We start from the raw sequence: 15,990 nt of genomic DNA on the forward strand, positions 1-15,990 counted from the left end.
AGATTCATAAACTGCCTCAGTAGGCCTTAATGCAGAAGATGCTTGATTCTCCGGTTCAGCTGAACCGGAGAATTTGTTTTTTATAGCTTTGGCTGAGCTGTTTCAAGCAGCACGCACCTACCATGAAAAACCCACTGAGCTGGCTGTTCCGCACGGATGCGGAGCGGCGGGAGCCGGAGCTGCGCGAGACCTTGTTTGGAGACCTGCCCGCCAACCAGTGGCCCGCCGCCGCTGCGCCCCACCGTGACGCCGAGCCGTGGCGGTGGTTTGTGCAGGCCCGGGAAGCCACCCAGCGCGGCGACCTGGCGGGTGCCGAGGTGGCCCTGCGGCAGGTGCTCAACCACCCCAATCTGGAAAGCCGCCACTACCTGCAAGCCTGGCACGCGCTGCGGGCCCAGGGCGTGGAGCCGCCCGCCACCCGCCAAAGCCAAGCGCGTGCTGGGCGTGGTGGTGGAAGTGGCCCTGCCCGGCGGCCTCGACGTGGTGGCCGCCTACGCCGACGGGTCGGCGCGCTACCTCAACCACAGCGGCAAAGTCATTGTGTGGGAGCGGCCCGACCGAACCCTGGACCGGCTGGTGGGTGAACTGCTGGCCGCCGGCAAAGCCGTCACTGACGCCATCGGAACCTGGGAAGGCCAGCGCCCCTCCAAGCCCCTCGGCGACACAGCCCGCATCAATTTTCTGACGCCTTCGGGCCTGCATTTCGGCGAGGCACCCATGGGCCTGCTGTGGGGCGACGCGCTGGCCCAGCCCGTGCTGGCCGCCGCCCAGGACCTCATGGTGGCCCTTATGGAGAAAAGCGAGCCGGGAAGCATCGGCGAGGCATACCGCCCACTGGGAGGAGTGGTGTAAGAACTATAGAAGAAGAACGATGGCGCGGGGCCCAGCCCTGCGCTATCGGACTCATTGTAGGGGAAGGGTGCAAACAATGCGCTTCGGCCAAGCAACGGTGCTCAAGGGAGACGTATCTGGAGTGTATAGTGTACTTTCTATGCTTCCTTTGCCAGCTAAACCTACGGCAGCCAGTCCGGCCCAGCTCAATAATTTTCTTAGCCAGAAGCTCCGGTTCTGGTCGTTGGTGGCTATGGTGCTGCTGGTGTATGTGCACGCCTACAACCTGCACCCGCGTTACCTGGCCGCCTGGACACTCGTCGACGAGCCGCTGGCAGCGGACACCTGGCTACAGTATTTTCTGGCTAATGGGCTGCTGCGTTTCCGCATTCCCATTCTGTTCGCCATTTCTGGCTACCTCTTTGCCCACTACGAGGCGCGGGCACCGCACAAAGCCCGCGTGAAGCAGCGGCTACGGACGCTGCTAGTGCCCTACGTGCTATGGAGCACGTTCGGGCTGGGCCTGACCTGGGGCCTGGAGCAATACCCGGCCACTCGGCAGCTGGTGCTTGGCGCAGCACTCAGTCCGTTTGGGCCGCAAAACCCGTTGGTCAGCCAGTATTCGCCCGGTGAGTTGCTGGTGCGCTGGCTGCTGCTACCGGTGCCGTTTCAGCTGTGGTTTTTGCGGAGCCTGCTGGTGTACAACCTGGCCTATCCGTGGCTGCGCAAGGCGGTGGAGCGGGCCCCACGGGTTTATTTTTCGATTGCGGGGCTGTTGTGGCTGGCAGATGTTGGCTTGCCACCTCTGTTCGAGGGCACCGGGCTGGTATTCTTTGCTTTGGGCGTATGGCTGCGCAGGCGGGAGCTGGACGTGCTAACGCCCCCGCGCTGGTTTCGGGCCGGGCCGCTGGCGGTGGGGTGGCTGCTGTTGCTAACCGGCAAAACCTGGCTGGCCTTTCACCCGGAGCAGCCTTCCTTTCTCCTGATGCTGGTGCTGCACAAAGCGGCGGAGGCGCTGGGCGTGGTTGTCATGTGGTTTGGCGCCGATGCGCTGGTGCGGGTAGCCATGCGCCAGCCCTGGTTTGTGTGGCTAACGAGCTTTTCGTTTATGATTTACGGGGTGCACGTGCCCCTGGTAAACTACGCCACGGAGGCCGCTCTACGCTACTGGCACGGCCAGCAGTTGCTCGTGTATCTGCTGTTGCCGCTCGGGGTTGTAGCGCTGGCGGTGGTGCTGGGCACAGCGCTACGGCGGGTTGTGCCGGGAGTATATGCGCTGCTGACCGGCGGCCGGGGAGTGTAGCCGGCTTTTCGCGCTGGGCCGACTAGCAAGGTGATGGGCGGAGGGGTAGGGCTGCCCTCGCTGCCGTAAAGGAACAGCCCGGCACCATCGGGCATCGGGAGGCCACCAAGACGCACGACCAGGGCAAGAGGAACATTCGGCCTAGGAAAAGGCGTTGCCTCCTGCGTACCTTTGCGGTCCAGAATTCGCCGCGGGCCGTAGCGGGCAAGTTTCTCAGCGTGAAGAAATTGCCCGGCCGCCCGCTTACCTTCCTCGCATGAAAGTCAGAAGCCAGCAGGCCAATAAAGTCAACGTCATTACCCTGGGCTGCTCCAAAAACCTCGTCGATTCGGAGGTGCTGATGGGCCAGCTCCGCGCCAACAACTTCGAGGTAACCCACGAAGCGGCCCAGAGCGACGCCAACATCGTCATTATCAATACCTGCGGCTTCATCGACAACGCCAAGCAGGAAAGCATCGACACCATCCTGCGCTACGCCGACGAAAAGGAGGCCGGCCGCCTGGAGAAGCTCTACGTGACGGGCTGCCTGTCGCAGCGCTATAAGGACGACCTGGAGCAGGAAATTCCGCAGGTAGATGCCTACTTCGGCACCCTGGAGCTGCCCCAGCTGATGAAGAAGCTGGAGGCCGACTACAAGCACGAGCTGGTGGGGGAGCGGCTGCTGACCACGCCCTCGCACTACGCTTACTTCAAAATTGCCGAGGGCTGCAACCGGCCGTGCTCGTTCTGCGCCATCCCGCTTATGCGCGGCAAGCACGTCGATAGGCCTATCGAAGACCTGGTACGCGAGGCCAGGCGCCTGGCCGGCATGGGCACCAAGGAGCTGATTCTCATAGCCCAGGACCTGACCTACTACGGCCTGCAACAGTACGGCGAGCGGAAGCTGGCGGATCTTATGCGCCACCTCTCCGACGTGCCCGGCATCGACTGGATTCGGCTGCAGTACGCCTACCCCTCGCAGTTCCCGCTGGATGCGCTGGACGTGATGAACGAGCGGGCCAACATCTGCAAGTACCTGGACATGCCCTTGCAGCACGTCTCGGATAACATGCTGAAAACCATGCGCCGCGGCATCTCCAAGCGCCGGACTATCGAGCTGGTAGATACCATTCGGCAGCGCGTGCCGGACATTGCCTTGCGCACCACGCTTATTGCCGGCCACCCCGGCGAAACCCAGCAGGACTTCGAGGAGCTGTACCGTTTCGTGGAAGACACCCGCTTCGACCGTTTGGGCATCTTCACCTACTCCCACGAAGACAACACGCACTCGTTCACCCTCCCCGACGACGTGCCCGCCGAGGTAAAGCAGGACCGCGCCGACCAGATTATGGAGTTGCAGCAGGGCATTTCCATGGAGTTGAACGAGGCGAAAGTAGGCCAGACCTACAACGTGCTTTTCGACCGGAAGGAAAGCGGCTACTTCGTGGGCCGCACCCAGTACGACTCGCCCGAAGTAGACAACGAAGTGCTAGTACCGGCCACCAAAAACACCTACGTCCGCCTCGGCGACTTCGCCCAGGTGCAGATAACCGAGGCCTCAGACTTCGACTTGTACGGCCGGCTGGTGTAAATAGCCTGCATCCTGACTCTTCCAGGGCTGAAGCCCTGGGCTACGTAGCGCACCACTTGAACCGCTGCATAGCCCAGGGCTTCAGCCCTGGGGCGCGTTATAGGGCTACGGCGCCGCTTTCCGAAAAAATACCCAGTTACTTTGTGGCGGCTGGCCGGTTATAGCCGAGTCACTTTCCTCCGTATGTCCGTCACAACCCTGCGCTACGCCGATACTGGTGCCTTTTCGCCTTTTCTGGTTGATTATCTGGCCCGCCACCAGGCCCTGACTCCGTTCTACCACCGCTTCCCGGCCCTGGAAGAGTTTGCGGCACAGATCGAGGAAAAGCGGCAGCACTACACCCCCGCGGCGCGGCAGCGGCTGGTAGCGGCTCTGCGCCGGCAGTACGCCGGCTTGCCGCAGGTGCACCCGGCCGTGCAAGCCAACCTCGGCCTGCTCGAAAAAGATACCACCTTCACCGTCACCACCGGGCACCAGCTCAACCTGCTCACGGGCCCGCTGTACTTCATTTACAAGATTGTGACGACGCTGAAGCTGAGCCAGCAGCTGAAGGCAGCGTATCCGCAGTACGATTTCGTGCCGGTGTACTGGATGGCAACCGAAGACCACGACTTCGCCGAAATCAACCACTTCACCCTGTTTGGCAAGCGTTACGAGTGGAACGCCACCGACACCGGCGGGCCCGTGGGCCGGCTGCCGCTGGCCGGCTTGCAGGCGGAAGTGCTCGACCAGCTGCCCGCCGACGTGCCGGCCGTGTTCCGCGACGCTTACGCCCAGGCCGGCACCTTGGCCGAGGCCACCCGCCGCCTCACCCACGACCTGTTTGGGCAGTACGGACTGGTGAGCCTTGATGCCGACGACCCGGAACTGAAGCAAGCCCTGGTGCCGGTGCTGGAGAAGGAAATCCGGGAGCAGGCCTCGCACCGGGCCGTGCAGCAGGCCAACGCCCGCCTCGAAGCCGCTGGCTACAAGCCCCAGGTGTACTCGCGCCCCCTTAACCTGTTTTTCCTGACCGACGCCGGCAAGCGGGAGCGGCTGGAGTACGACGCCGCCCAGGACTGCGTGCAGATTACGGTGCGCAACACCGGCCGCTGCCACAGCCAGCAGGAGCTGCTGGAACTGGCCCGCCAGCACCCCGAGCAGTTCAGCCCCAACGTGGTGCTGCGGCCCTTGTACCAGGAGCTGCTGCTGCCCAACCTCTGCTACATCGGGGGCGGGGCCGAGGTGGCGTACTGGTTTCAGCTGAAGGGCGTGTTCGAGGAAAACGGTGTGCCCTTTCCCATCGTGCTGCTGCGCAACTCGGCCCAGTACATCGGCAAGGCCAACGCGGGCAAGCTGCGCAAGCTGGGCCTGGCGGCCCCCGACATTTTCCGGCCCCTGCCCGAGCTGAAGAAGCAAGTGGGCGCCACGCTGGGCCAGGAAGAAGTGAGCCTACAGGAGCCGCAGCAGCAGTTGGCCGCCGCCTTCCGGCACGTAGCCGACCTGGCCCAGCGCCTCGACCCCACGCTGGTGCGCGCCGTGGCTGCCGAGCAGCAGAAAGCCGCCGGGGCCCTGGCCGGCCTGGAAAAGCGCCTGAGCAAAGCCGCCGAAGCCAAGCACGAAACCGCCTACAGCCAGCTGGCCGCCCTCAAGGACAAGCTCATGCCCAACGGCCACCTCCAGGAGCGCGAAGACAACGTACTCAGCATCCTCATCAACAACCCCCACTTCATCGACCAGCTGCTGGAAGCTTTCGACCCGTTGGCCCTGGAGTTTACGGTGCTGGAGGAGTAGAAGTTGGTTGATGGTTTTTGGTTGATGGTTTTTGGCTCAATTGGCGATAATGCCAGCCAAACTTGTCAATGGCTACCAACCAAAAACTAAAAACTATCAACCAAAAACCAGTTTATGACCAAAGCCGAGCTGCGCCGCGACGCCCTGGCCCGCCGCCGAGCCATGTCTGAGGGTGAGGTGGCCTGGCTGAGCGACAAGCTGCGGAAGCAGCTGTTCCGCAGTTTCCCGGTGCCGCAATGGCAGTGGCTGCATGTGTTTCTGCCCATTCCGCACCAACACGAGCCCGATACGTGGAGCATCATTCGGCACACCTGGGGTGAGCGGCTGGCCGTGCGCTTGGCCGTGCCCGTAGTGCAGGCCGACGGCTACACGCTGAGGCATTATGAGCTAACACCTGACACTCAGCTAATCGATAACCGCTGGGGAATTCCGGAGCCGGTGGGGGCTGAGGAAGTGTTTCCCGAGCAATTTGATGCCGTGCTCGTGCCGCTGCTGGCCTTCGACGAAGCCGGCCACCGCGTAGGCTACGGCAAAGGGTTCTACGACCGGTTTCTGGCCCAATGCCGGCCCGACGCGCTGCGTATTGGCGTGGGCCTGGAGCCGCCCGTGCCGCGCATCCAGGACGCCTGGCCCGGCGACGTGCGCCTGCACGCCTGCCTCACCCCGGAGCGGGTGTGGCAGTTTGCCAGCTGAACAGCTCCGCGCCTTCTGCGCATCCTTCTGCGTCCTCTGCGGGAACCTCGTAGCGTATTTCCGCAATACCAATCCGGCTTCCAGCGTTGGCCGAGTATAGCTCAACTGTACTCACCTAACCCCCACACCGGTATGGCCGACATTCAGCCCAACTCCTCCGCAAAAGGCAGCAAGTCCCGCGCCCGCAACACGGCTTTCCGCCTCGATATGACGCCCATGGTGGACCTGGCGTTTCTGCTCCTGACCTTCTTCATGCTGACGACCACCTTCAGCAAGCCCACCGTCATGCAAGTGGCCATGCCCGACAGAAAAGGCGAACCGTCAGATGTATCGGAGCAAGATGCCCTGACGTTACTGCTGGATAAGGGCGGCCGGGTGCACTACTTTTTTGGGCTAGCCCCCACGGCAGCTTTAGCTGAAAAGCTCCGCACCACCACGTTTGCGCCGGATGGCCTGCGGCAGGTGCTGCTCCGGTTCCGGCAAAACCCGGAGGGCGTGGTGCTCATCAAGCCAACCGACCAGGCCACCTACCAGAGCATGGTGGATGCGCTGGACGAAATGAACATTACCGGCCAAAGGAAATACGCCCTCGTAGACCTGAGCCGCGCCGACCGGGAGTTGTTGGAAGCGCACCGGTTGTAGGACGCCTGACCGTAAGGAATACGTCAGAAGAAAGCTGTTGGCAGTCAACAGAATGCCTGATTTCTGACTTTTCACATCTAAGGTCTTACTACTTAAAAAAGAACACCGCCCGCCTCAGGCTACCTGGGGCGGGCGGTGGGCTTATGACTGGGGGCTGCCCGCCAGAGGCTCGGGGTGAGGCAGCGGGATAGAGGCGGAGCGGTGGTCAGCGGGTTTTTTAGGCTTGGCGGAAATGGAAGTGGTTCGGCGTTGCGCAGCCAGTACGTCGGCTAGCTTGCATAGGGTAGCTTTCATGGAAGGACATAGGTGAAACGATAAAGCAAGAGCAATAGGTAGGAGCGGGGGCGTGGGGCGGTAAAGCCGCTAAGATAATAACAACAGCCTAAGGAACTGAGCCATACAGCCGGGATGCCAAAAAAGTGTTCAACGGGCGTTTTCGACGCGCGTAATGCGGGCCTGGCCCCAGGGCGCAATGCTAACCTGCACCCGTAGCGCCTGGCGCCGCTCCAGGCGGCGGCCTGCCCCTTCCGGCACGTAGTAGCGCTCCAGGCCGTAGCGCAGGCGCAGGCCTCGCCGCCACACATCCTGCACCGAGCCCCGCAGCACCACCTGGGTGGGACTGGCGGCGGGCTTGTCGGGGAAGATGCCCACGGCCTCAAAGGAATTCTGGCGCGGTTCCAGCAGCACGTAGGCGGCTTGGTGGCGGCGCGGCATGGTGGAGCCCCGCCACAAGCGCCCCGGCAGCTCACTGATGGAGTAGCGCAGGGTCACGTAGTCGCCGTAGAGCAGGTCGCGCGGGTCGATGGGCGTGGTGCGCAGCCAGATGGTACGGCCCAGGGCTTCGGTGGCATAGCCGGCCGCGGCCACGCCCAGCACAAACAGCACCTGCGCCACCACCAGCCACCGCAGCCACTGCCGGCGCCGGCCCTCGGGCAGCTCGTCGTCGGGGGGCGGTGCAGTGGCGGCCGGCGCTGCGGTAGGCAGAACGGTACTCATGGCTGGGGCTGATTAACGGAGGACGCGGCGAAGGTACGAGCGGCGCGGCGGCGCAGCCACCAGCTCAGGCCCAGCAGCAGCAGGCCGCCCAGCAGAAAAAACAACGACTTATCCAAAAAGCCCCACGTCAGCTTGAAGTAGGCTACTGCCGTGGTAAGAATAAACAGCACGGTGCCCAGCGTTACACGGTCGGGGTTTTGCTCCTGGTGGGCCCGCGCCAGCACCGAGCCGGAGTAGGCGTACAGCACCACCAGCGTAGCCACGGCCAGGGCCAGCCCCCCGCGGAAGTAAAAGCCCGGCAGCAGCAACAGCCAGTCGGTGGCGCTGCTGAGGCGGCCCCGCCGCTGCTTGCCCACCAGCGACAAGGCCAGCACTACTCCCAGCGCCGCCAGATACGCCACCAGCGGCGGCCGCAGCTCACCGGTGTAGGTATCGGCTTCGCCGAACAAGGCCAGGCCTAGCGTAAACAGAAACGCCGCTACCAGCGGCGGCCCCTGCACGGCCCGGCCGGCGGGCCGGTCGGTTTGCCAGTCGCCGAGGGCGTACACCAGCATGGCCGGCACGAAAAACCAGGTGATTTTGACGTGGAGGTGGTTGACAAGCAAAGCCGCCTGCCAGAGCAGGCCGGTGGCCAGCACCGTGCCGGTCAGGGCATCGGGGCGGCGCCACCAGTAGGTGCCCAGGCCCAGCGCCGTGAAGGCCGCCGTGAGGTAGCTGAAGGCGCCCAGCTGCCCGGTGTTGTAGCCCTGCACGATGCCGCTGATAACGGCCGTAAGGAGAAACAACAGGCGGCTGCGGTATATCCAGGTCAAGCCCATGCCGGCCACCGCCCAAGCCACCAGCCCGGTGAGGTCGTAGCCGATGAGCTGGTAGAGCTGGCTGGTCAGCACAATGCTGGCTCCAAACAAGATAAGCCCCAGCGCAATCAGGCCCATGCCCAGGTTGTCGTTGCCGCGGCGCCGAAAGTATTCGCCCCCGGCGTAGGCCCCGCCCAACGAGCCCAGAAGCAGCCCCAGGCGCACCAGCTCCGGCAGGCTCTGCCAGTTGGCGGCCACCACGCTCAGCGCGCTTAGCCCCACCAACAGGCTGCCCAGCAGCGGCAGCAGCCCCACGGCCGGCGCATCGGCCGGGTATAGGACCAGCAGCTGCTCGCGCTGGGCCTCCGTGATGATGCCCCGCTGCACCCACTCCGGCCCATCGGTTTCTAGTAGTCTGCGACTCATAAAGCGAAGGTAAGGGGTGATGAGGTGATGGGGTGAAAGGTGGTAACGGTAAGGGACAAATGATAATGAAAGGCAAAAAAGGACCATCATGCTCCATCTGGCGTCCGCTGGTCGAAGCATCTCGCGTGCTGACGTGACGTTGCAGTGGTATTCTCATGCTGAGCTGGCCGAAGCATCTCTCCCGCTTCGTTGAATGATTGAGTTAGCCAGAGGTAGAGATGCTTGGCTACGCCTTCCTTCGGTTCGACTACGGCTGCGCCTGCGCGGACGCCAGATGAAGCATGACGGTCTTTCCTACCTGTCACCTGTCACCTGTCGCTTGTCACTTGTCACCTGTTACCTGTCACTTCCTGGCCCGTATCATTTCCCGCTTGCCGGGCGGGCCGGGGATTTTCTCCACCAGCCAGCCGGTGGCTTGCAGGCTGCGCTTGAAGGTGCCTTTGGCGCAGTAGCTCACCAGCGCGCCACCGGGCGCCGTGGCCCGGTGCAGCTGCCGGAACACCTCATCGGTCCACAGGTCGGGTTGCTTTTCGGGGGCAAAGGCGTCGAAGTAGATGACGTGGTAGTGGCTGGCCGGTAGGGCGGTGTTCTGGAGGGCCTGGGCCAGCTTGCGTAGCGTGAACTGCGGGGTCAGGGCTACGGGCTCATTCCAGGGCGCGGCGTGCAGCTGCCGGTGAAACTCCTGTAGCTCGGGGTTCAGAATGTACCGCTCCACGCCCAACTGCTCGATAACCGCTGGGGGCAGCGGATACTTTTCCAGCGTGTCGTACTCAACTCTCACGGGCGCCGTCAGGCTGCGTTGCAGCGTCAGCAGGGCGTTCAGGCCCGTGCCGAAGCCCACTTCCAGCACCCGCACCGGTGCAGTGGCCGCCGCCAACACCGGCTCCAGCCCGGCGCTCAGGTACACGTGCTGGGCTTCCTGCACCGCGCCGTGGGTGCTGTGGTAATGCTCGTTCAGGGCGGGCACGTACAGGGTGCTGGAGCCGTCGGCGGTGGTTCTGACTTCTACGTGCATGGGGGTGCCTGCTCAGGAGTGCCTAAATTTAGGCCCTCAAAAATACAAGCCCCGCCCTGCTGTTCCCGTATGCCAATCCGCTGGAAGAACACCGAGGTCCACCCCGTTACCGACAGCCCGGTTATCAAGTTTCTGTGCCGCTACCCGGTGTTGTTTCTGCTGCCCATGCTAGGCCTGGCCGGGTACGCCGCGTACTGGTGGCGGTGGCTCACGGAGCTGGAAAACGGCACCCGGAAGTCGTTGTACGTGGGCCCCTTGCGGATTTTGTACGAGCTGGCGGGCAAGCCCGGCGTCAGTGGCGTGTACCTGCTGCTGAGCTGTTGCTTCGGGTACTTGTTCTGGTACTACGCCATCCGGCCGCCCCGCCGCTAACTACCGCCGGCCCAGCCGAAGCCGCCGCCAAGCCGTTGGAAATGTTGCCCGAACCCGGATACTGCCCGCTGCCCATCGTCCGTAACCCGACTTTCTCGCCTATGAGCGTTCAGCTGCACAATCCCGCCTTGTTGTTAATCGTGGCCGACGCCCTGGCGGATGCCGACGAATTTGAGCTGGAAGACCTGACCCAGCACCTGGCCCAGCGGCTGAACCTGGAGGAGTTTCCACGCGACGACGACCAGCCTGGCGCCGACATGCCGGAAATCCTGCAAGCCCTCGACGATTTTCCCCTGAGAAAGAAGCTGCTGGCTTCCCTCACGGAGCTGGACGAAGACCACTGCGTAGATGCCCGAATGGAGCTGGAAGAGCTGGCTGGCTACTACAGCGGCGGCGAAGACTTCTGGTTTCAGCTGACTTCCCTCACCGGACTGGAGCACTGCCCCGGTTTGAGAAGAATCGTGCTTACGCTAGGCTCCAGGCAGTTTCCGCGGCCCAGCGCGCACCTCGTAAGCTTGCAGCCTCTGGCGGGCTTGCCCCGGCTGGAGTCGCTGGAGCTGTACGCGGATGATGAGGTGCGCTTCACGGATGCGCCTGTGCTGCTGACGCTTCCGTCGCTGAAACGGCTGGTGGTGAACAGCACGTTGGTGGAAGGCTACGCGGCCATCCAAGCCCAGCTCACGGCTGCCGGGGTAGAAGTAGCGTAATAAGCCTGCTTTAGCTGCTGTAGAAAACCCGCTAGAAGCTCCAAAATTCACCACTCCTCTGTTATGCCCCGCGTTAAAGTTCAACTGCCTGATACCTTCCTCTTCACCACGGAAATACCCGTGCGCATCACCGACCTCAACTACGGCGCCCACCTCGGCAACGACGCCCTGCTCAGCATTCTGCACGAAGCGCGGGTGCAGTTTCTGAACTACGTGGGCCGCCCTGAGTTCAACCCCGCCACCAAGCAGGGTCACATCATGGCCGATGTAGCCATTGAGTACAAAGGCGAGGGGTTTTACGGCGACACGCTCCGCATCCAAATGGCCGCCGACGACCTCAGCAAGTACGGCTTCGACATCGTATACCGGGTTACGAACCAGCACGGCCAGGAGGTAGCCCGCGCCAAAACCGGTATGCTCGGTTTCGACTACAACACCCGCAAGCTGCTACCCCTGACTGAAGAAGCCACCCGACGCCTGCGCGGGGAGTTGGGCTAAAAAAGCGGCAAAAGCAAAGCCGCAGTTAATTTCTGATTGACTTCCGCTCGATACGACGAATCTAGTTCCCCCAACTCTCCTTTTGCTAGCCGCGCTTCAATAGTTGCCAGCTTATCGGTGCAAATGAATGATGCAACGCGTAAGCCATTGATTGCTGAAGGTTGAACCAGCACATCAGACGAACGTGGAAACTGCACCTGGGATGAAATAAAAGCTACTGTAATATCAGCCGGCCGAATAGCTAGCACTAATGCTGGCCGCAGCTTATGGCCACTCAAGTCAGTGAAAGGAAACGGCAGCACTACAATGGTTCCTGGCTTCACTGATAGCGCACTTTAAGGTCATCAAGAGTATAGATGTCTTCAGCCGGGTCATGTAGAAAAGCAAAAACCGGCGAATTTTCCACATAAGCAGCTATCTGCTGTGTCAGAAGTTTGTCATCTTCCTCGTCATCAGTTTCTGATGTGGATGGGGAAGGCCGTCGGCGTTTTAGAAGAGGAACAGATACTTGCTCAAGCGGCTCCGTGATGACAATACTATTGGGTCTGCTGCGCTGCATCAGAAACGCGGCGAAATCCAGAATCTCAGCCGCTTTTTCCTCTGGTAGCTGCTCCAGCAGCTGCACCGTTTGGTCGATAATTTCCTGCTTGGACATCGGGTCAGAAAGTCGAAGAATACGTCTACCAAAGTACTAATCGGCGGGAATAGTTCGTGCTACTTTCCTGGAACCCAGCCGCCTCAGATGGTGTATCTTTGCAGCTATGATGATTGATTTGCCCGTAGTTTCGAAGCGCGACATCCGCAAACTCACCCCCGACGAGCTGAAGGCCTTTCTGGTAGAGCACGGCGAGAAGCCGTTCCGGGCCAAGCAGGTGCTGGAGTGGCTGTGGAAAAACACGGCCGGCTCGTTTGAGGAGATGAACAACCTTAGCCTCGCCACGCGCGAGTTGCTGGCCCGGCACTTCGTTATCAACTCGGTGCAGGTGCAAAACCAGCAGCTCAGCTCCGATGGCACTATCAAGTCGGCCTTCCGCCTGCACGACGGCAACGTGGTGGAGGGCGTGCTCATCCCCCACGATACGCGCATGACGGCCTGCATCAGCTCCCAGGTGGGCTGCTCGCTCACGTGTAAGTTTTGCGCCACCGGCTACATGGAGCGTAAGCGCAACCTCGACGCCGCCGAAATCTACGACCAGGTGGTGCGCATCCGGGAACAGTGCGAGGCCCAGTACGGCACGCCCCTCACCAACATCGTGTACATGGGCATGGGCGAGCCCCTGCTCAACTACGCCAACGTGGTGAAAAGCATTGAGCGCATCACCGCCCCCGACGGCCTGAACATGGCCCCGCGCCGCATCACCGTCAGCACCGCCGGCATTGCCAAGATGATCAAGAAGCTGGCCGACGACGACGTGAAGGCCAACCTGGCCCTGAGCCTGCACGCCCCCAACGACGCCAAGCGCAACGAAATCATGCCCATCAACGAAGCCAACTCCCTGGCCTCCTTGAAGGACGCGCTGAAGCACTACCACCAGCTCACCGGCCGCAAAGTCACCTACGAGTACATCGTATTCGAGAACTTCAACGACACGCTGCAAGACGCCGAGGAGCTGTACCAGATTACCAAGTGGATTCCCTGCAAAGTCAACCTCATCGAGTACAACCCGATTGAGGCGGCTTCTTACCGCAACACCGCCGACGACAAGCTCATGGCCTTCCACAAGTACCTGGCCGACCGGGGCGTGCAAACCAACGTGCGCCGCTCCCGCGGCAAAGACATCGACGCCGCCTGCGGGCAGCTGGCCGTGAAGGAAAAGCCGGCGGCGTAGCCAAGCGAAAAGCGTATACACCGAAACGCCCTGCGGCTGTGCCGCGGGGCGTTGTGCTTGAAACAGTAACTGCTACTCAGCGTGCAGGCTCGCCGAAGCGGAAGGTAAAGTCGATGTAGACCGGAATGATGTAGGTGGAAACGGCGCCATCGCCTTCGTAGGGCAGCACGTAAGCGGCGGCCAAGCCCAGGCTGGTGCGGCGCCAATTGATTTTGGCTCCGTACAGCCCAAACACCCCCGCTTCACGGTCGGCAATCAGATAGTTTTCACTGAGCAGCGACACGCGCCGCGACACGCGCGTTTGGCCGCCCAGCTGCACAACGGGGGTGCTGCCCACCGTGCCGCTCACGAAGCCGTAGCCCAAGCCAAGCGTAACGTTGTTGTCGGCCGTGCCGCGGGTGAAGTTGCCGTAGAAGATGCCGGCACTTTCGCCCCCGGCGCGCACGTACAGCAGGCCGCCGCCCACGTGAGCGTTTTCACTGAGTTGCCCCGATACTTTGGGGGTGAAGGCAATGAACTGGTCGGTGAGCGGCACACCCGGAACCAGCGACGTAAGCAAGCCTACCGACACGTTATCGGTGAGGCCGTAATTGGCGCCGAGCAGAAACAGGTTGATTGACTGCAACGACCCTTCGCCGCGGCGCAGGTTGCGGGCCGTGGGCTGGAAGAACAGTCGGTTGCCGTTGCCGATGTCGAACCAGCTGGCCGGGCGGCGGGACAGCTCCGAGTTTAGCTCGTCGAGGCGCAGAATGTTGCTGCGTTCCACCTGCACTGTGCCCAGGTCCTTGGTCAGAAACGTCAGCTGCTGCGCCTGCCGCGCGGTTAGCTCCCCATCGAAGGTGGTGCCCTGGCGCAGGGTTACGCGGTAGCGGCGGCCCACCGAATCGGTGGCGGCGGGCGCGGTGCCCGTCCCCGGCTGGCTGGGGGCCGCCGCGCCCAGCTCCCGTATCCGGTCCTCTATGGTTTGACGGACGGCCGCCACTTCGGCCTTGGTGAAGGGCCGCAGCAGGGTGCGGCCGTCGCGCAGCTGGGTGTGCAGGGTAATGGTGCTGTCCGGCGCCAGGCTTTGCTCGAAGCGGGCCTGCTCGAAAAGGTCGACGGAATAATACGGGAACAGGCCGTAGGTAGCCTTTTCCTGGCGGTCGATGCTCTCACCCACTGCCGGGTGAACTGTAAGCGGACGGGTGGTAGGAGCCTGGGCCAGCGCCGGGCCACTGGCCAGGGCCAGCAGCAGCGATGCAACACACACAAAACGGGAGACGGACATGCACGCAACGGGTTAGAATACGCTTCAAAGAGTACGCCGTCAAACCTAATGGTTGTATGCACTACCTGCTCTTTCCGGCCGCGTAATAAGATGCCGGAATAGGACTTCAGAAACGAGCAGCAAGGGCCCGAGAGTAAAGCGGCTACCCTCGCCGGGAGTGCGCAGAGCACACCTGACGAGGGTAGCAGATAAAAAACTTCAGACTTTTCAGCTCCGCCAGCGGCCCTCGGCGCGGGGGCGGCCGGTGCTGATTTCTTCTTTGCTTTCGCCCTCCGGCACCTCGCGGGTTTCGATGCGCACGGCGTGGGCTTTGGGCTGCACCTTCTGGCCGAAGGCATCGGCAAACTCCTGGGTGAACTCGGCGCCGAAGAAGATAATCAGCGAAGAGTAGTTTACCCACAGCAGCAGCACAATGGCCGAGCCCGCCGCCCCAAACGCCGAACCGGGGTTGGCCTGAGCAATGTAGATGGCAATCAGATACTTACCCAACACAAACAGCAGCGCCGTAATGAATGCCCCAACCCCAACATCGCGCCAACGGATAACGGCGTCGGGCAGGAAGCGGTAAATCATGGCGAAGAGCGTGGTAGTGATGCCAATGGACAAGCCCAGGTCGATGAGGCGGATAAAAAACACGGCCAGATCGGGCAGGAGCCGTTGCAGGTAGCCGGTAAACACGCTGAGCAAGGCGCTGACCACAAACGAAATCAGCAGCAGCAAGGCCACGCTCAGAATCAGGCCAAACGACAGAAACCGGTCGCGGACAAACTGCCAGGCGCTGCTGCGGGGCTTCACGCGCAGGTTCCAGATGTCGTTGATGCTTTCTTGCAGGGTCACGAAGAACGTGGTGGCCGCAAACACCAGTGTGCCAATGCCGATAAAGGAAGCCACGCCGCCCCGCTGCTGCTTGTTGAATTCGTTGATGCTGTCCTGCATAAACTTGGCCGAGTCTTCGCCCACCAGCCCTTTCATCTGGGTAAATACCTGGCCCGACACGGCATCGGCATCCCAGATGGTGCTGGCGGCCGTGATGACGATGAGCAGCAGGGGGGGCAGGGAGAAGATGGTGTAGTAGGACAGCGCCGCCGCGTGGCGAAACGAGTTGTTGACCATGAACTCGGCGGCGGTGGTTTTGAGGATATTAACAATATCCGAAAAGCGGTAGTGTGCGGCCATAAGGCTGATATATCGGGAAGGAAGACGGGGATACTACGGAAGCTGAGGTGTTGGCGTTCGGTTGAGCCACCGCATGGGCCGCCGCGCCGTATAGT

Annotated in this window: 17 protein-coding genes; 10 read left to right on the plus strand and 7 right to left on the minus strand. The window is 62.0% G+C overall.

Going from position 1 to position 15,990, the window contains the following annotated elements; translation table 11 throughout:
• The first annotated feature begins 435 nt into the window (after positions 1-435).
• The 6 genes from OIS53_RS16295 to OIS53_RS16320 all read left to right on the plus strand — a co-directional run bounded on the left by OIS53_RS16295 (position 436) and on the right by OIS53_RS16320 (position 6,812).
• Positions 436-852: a hypothetical protein gene (locus tag OIS53_RS16295; protein WP_264679633.1), complete on the plus strand. Its 417-nt coding sequence runs from the start codon at positions 436-438 to the stop codon at positions 850-852.
• A gap of 139 nt (positions 853-991) precedes the next feature.
• Complete coding sequence (locus OIS53_RS16300) at positions 992-2,134, plus strand: acyltransferase family protein (RefSeq protein WP_264679634.1); 1,143 nt, start codon at positions 992-994, stop codon at positions 2,132-2,134.
• Positions 2,135-2,390: 256 nt separating this feature from the next.
• Positions 2,391-3,704, plus strand: coding sequence for a 30S ribosomal protein S12 methylthiotransferase RimO (rimO, locus tag OIS53_RS16305; RefSeq protein ID WP_264679635.1), 1,314 nt, complete (start codon positions 2,391-2,393; stop codon positions 3,702-3,704).
• A gap of 183 nt (positions 3,705-3,887) precedes the next feature.
• A complete protein-coding gene (bshC, locus tag OIS53_RS16310) occupies positions 3,888-5,477 on the plus strand; it encodes a bacillithiol biosynthesis cysteine-adding enzyme BshC (protein ID WP_264679636.1) in 1,590 nt (529 codons plus the stop codon).
• 114 nt (positions 5,478-5,591) lie between these two features.
• Positions 5,592-6,170 (plus strand): 5-formyltetrahydrofolate cyclo-ligase, encoded by a 579-nt coding sequence (locus tag OIS53_RS16315; protein ID WP_264679637.1) that lies wholly within the window; start codon positions 5,592-5,594, stop codon positions 6,168-6,170.
• A gap of 132 nt (positions 6,171-6,302) precedes the next feature.
• Positions 6,303-6,812, plus strand: coding sequence for an ExbD/TolR family protein (locus OIS53_RS16320; RefSeq protein WP_264679638.1), 510 nt, complete (start codon positions 6,303-6,305; stop codon positions 6,810-6,812).
• A gap of 423 nt (positions 6,813-7,235) precedes the next feature.
• Here the strand turns inward: OIS53_RS16320 and OIS53_RS16325 are convergent, their stop codons facing one another.
• From OIS53_RS16325 to mnmC2, 3 genes are all read right to left on the minus strand, one after another.
• The gene (locus tag OIS53_RS16325) at positions 7,236-7,808 is read right to left on the minus strand and encodes a GDYXXLXY domain-containing protein (RefSeq protein WP_264679639.1); all 573 of its coding nucleotides are present in this window, start codon (positions 7,806-7,808) and stop codon (positions 7,236-7,238) included.
• Positions 7,805-9,031: a DUF2157 domain-containing protein gene (locus OIS53_RS16330; protein WP_264679640.1), complete on the minus strand. Its 1,227-nt coding sequence runs from the start codon at positions 9,029-9,031 to the stop codon at positions 7,805-7,807. Before OIS53_RS16330 ends, OIS53_RS16325 begins: the two co-directional genes overlap by 4 nt.
• Before the next feature lie 343 nt (positions 9,032-9,374).
• Complete coding sequence (gene mnmC2, locus OIS53_RS16335; protein ID WP_264679641.1) at positions 9,375-10,046, minus strand: tRNA (5-methylaminomethyl-2-thiouridine)(34)-methyltransferase MnmC2; 672 nt, start codon at positions 10,044-10,046, stop codon at positions 9,375-9,377.
• Between the two features lie 69 nt (positions 10,047-10,115).
• Here mnmC2 and OIS53_RS16340 point away from each other — a divergent pair, with 69 nt between their 5' ends.
• The 3 genes from OIS53_RS16340 to OIS53_RS16350 all read left to right on the plus strand — a co-directional run bounded on the left by OIS53_RS16340 (position 10,116) and on the right by OIS53_RS16350 (position 11,623).
• Positions 10,116-10,418, plus strand: a complete 303-nt coding sequence (locus OIS53_RS16340; protein ID WP_264679642.1) for a hypothetical protein — start codon at positions 10,116-10,118, stop codon at positions 10,416-10,418.
• Positions 10,419-10,519: 101 nt separating this feature from the next.
• Complete coding sequence (locus tag OIS53_RS16345; RefSeq protein WP_264679643.1) at positions 10,520-11,125, plus strand: DUF6892 domain-containing protein; 606 nt, start codon at positions 10,520-10,522, stop codon at positions 11,123-11,125.
• 63 nt (positions 11,126-11,188) lie between these two features.
• Positions 11,189-11,623, plus strand: a complete 435-nt coding sequence (locus OIS53_RS16350; protein WP_264679644.1) for a thioesterase family protein — start codon at positions 11,189-11,191, stop codon at positions 11,621-11,623.
• On the opposite strand, the gene OIS53_RS16355 is transcribed toward OIS53_RS16350, so the two are convergent.
• Positions 11,620-11,946 carry a type II toxin-antitoxin system PemK/MazF family toxin gene (locus tag OIS53_RS16355; protein WP_264679645.1) on the minus strand — a complete coding sequence of 109 codons (327 nt, stop codon included), beginning with the start codon at positions 11,944-11,946 and terminating at the stop codon, positions 11,620-11,622. The two genes, OIS53_RS16350 and OIS53_RS16355, sit on opposite strands and share 4 nt — an antisense overlap.
• On the minus strand, positions 11,943-12,278 hold the full coding sequence (locus OIS53_RS16360; RefSeq protein WP_264679646.1) for a DUF2281 domain-containing protein: 336 nt from the start codon (positions 12,276-12,278) through the stop codon (positions 11,943-11,945). The genes OIS53_RS16355 and OIS53_RS16360 overlap by 4 nt, the downstream gene beginning before the upstream one ends.
• A 109-nt stretch (positions 12,279-12,387) precedes the next feature.
• Here OIS53_RS16360 and rlmN point away from each other — a divergent pair, with 109 nt between their 5' ends.
• Entirely contained in the window at positions 12,388-13,452 is a 1,065-nt protein-coding gene (gene rlmN / locus OIS53_RS16365; RefSeq protein ID WP_413775196.1) for a dual-specificity RNA methyltransferase RlmN, read from the plus strand.
• 76 nt (positions 13,453-13,528) lie between these two features.
• Here the strand turns inward: rlmN and OIS53_RS16370 are convergent, their stop codons facing one another.
• Positions 13,529-14,719 (minus strand): hypothetical protein, encoded by a 1,191-nt coding sequence (locus OIS53_RS16370; protein WP_264679648.1) that lies wholly within the window; start codon positions 14,717-14,719, stop codon positions 13,529-13,531.
• Between the two features lie 207 nt (positions 14,720-14,926).
• On the minus strand, positions 14,927-15,895 hold the full coding sequence (locus OIS53_RS16375; protein ID WP_264679649.1) for a YihY/virulence factor BrkB family protein: 969 nt from the start codon (positions 15,893-15,895) through the stop codon (positions 14,927-14,929).
• Positions 15,896-15,990 lie beyond the last annotated feature (95 nt).

The sequence above is a fragment of the Hymenobacter sp. YIM 151500-1 genome (assembly GCF_025979885.1).
GTDB lineage: Bacteria > Bacteroidota > Bacteroidia > Cytophagales > Hymenobacteraceae > Hymenobacter.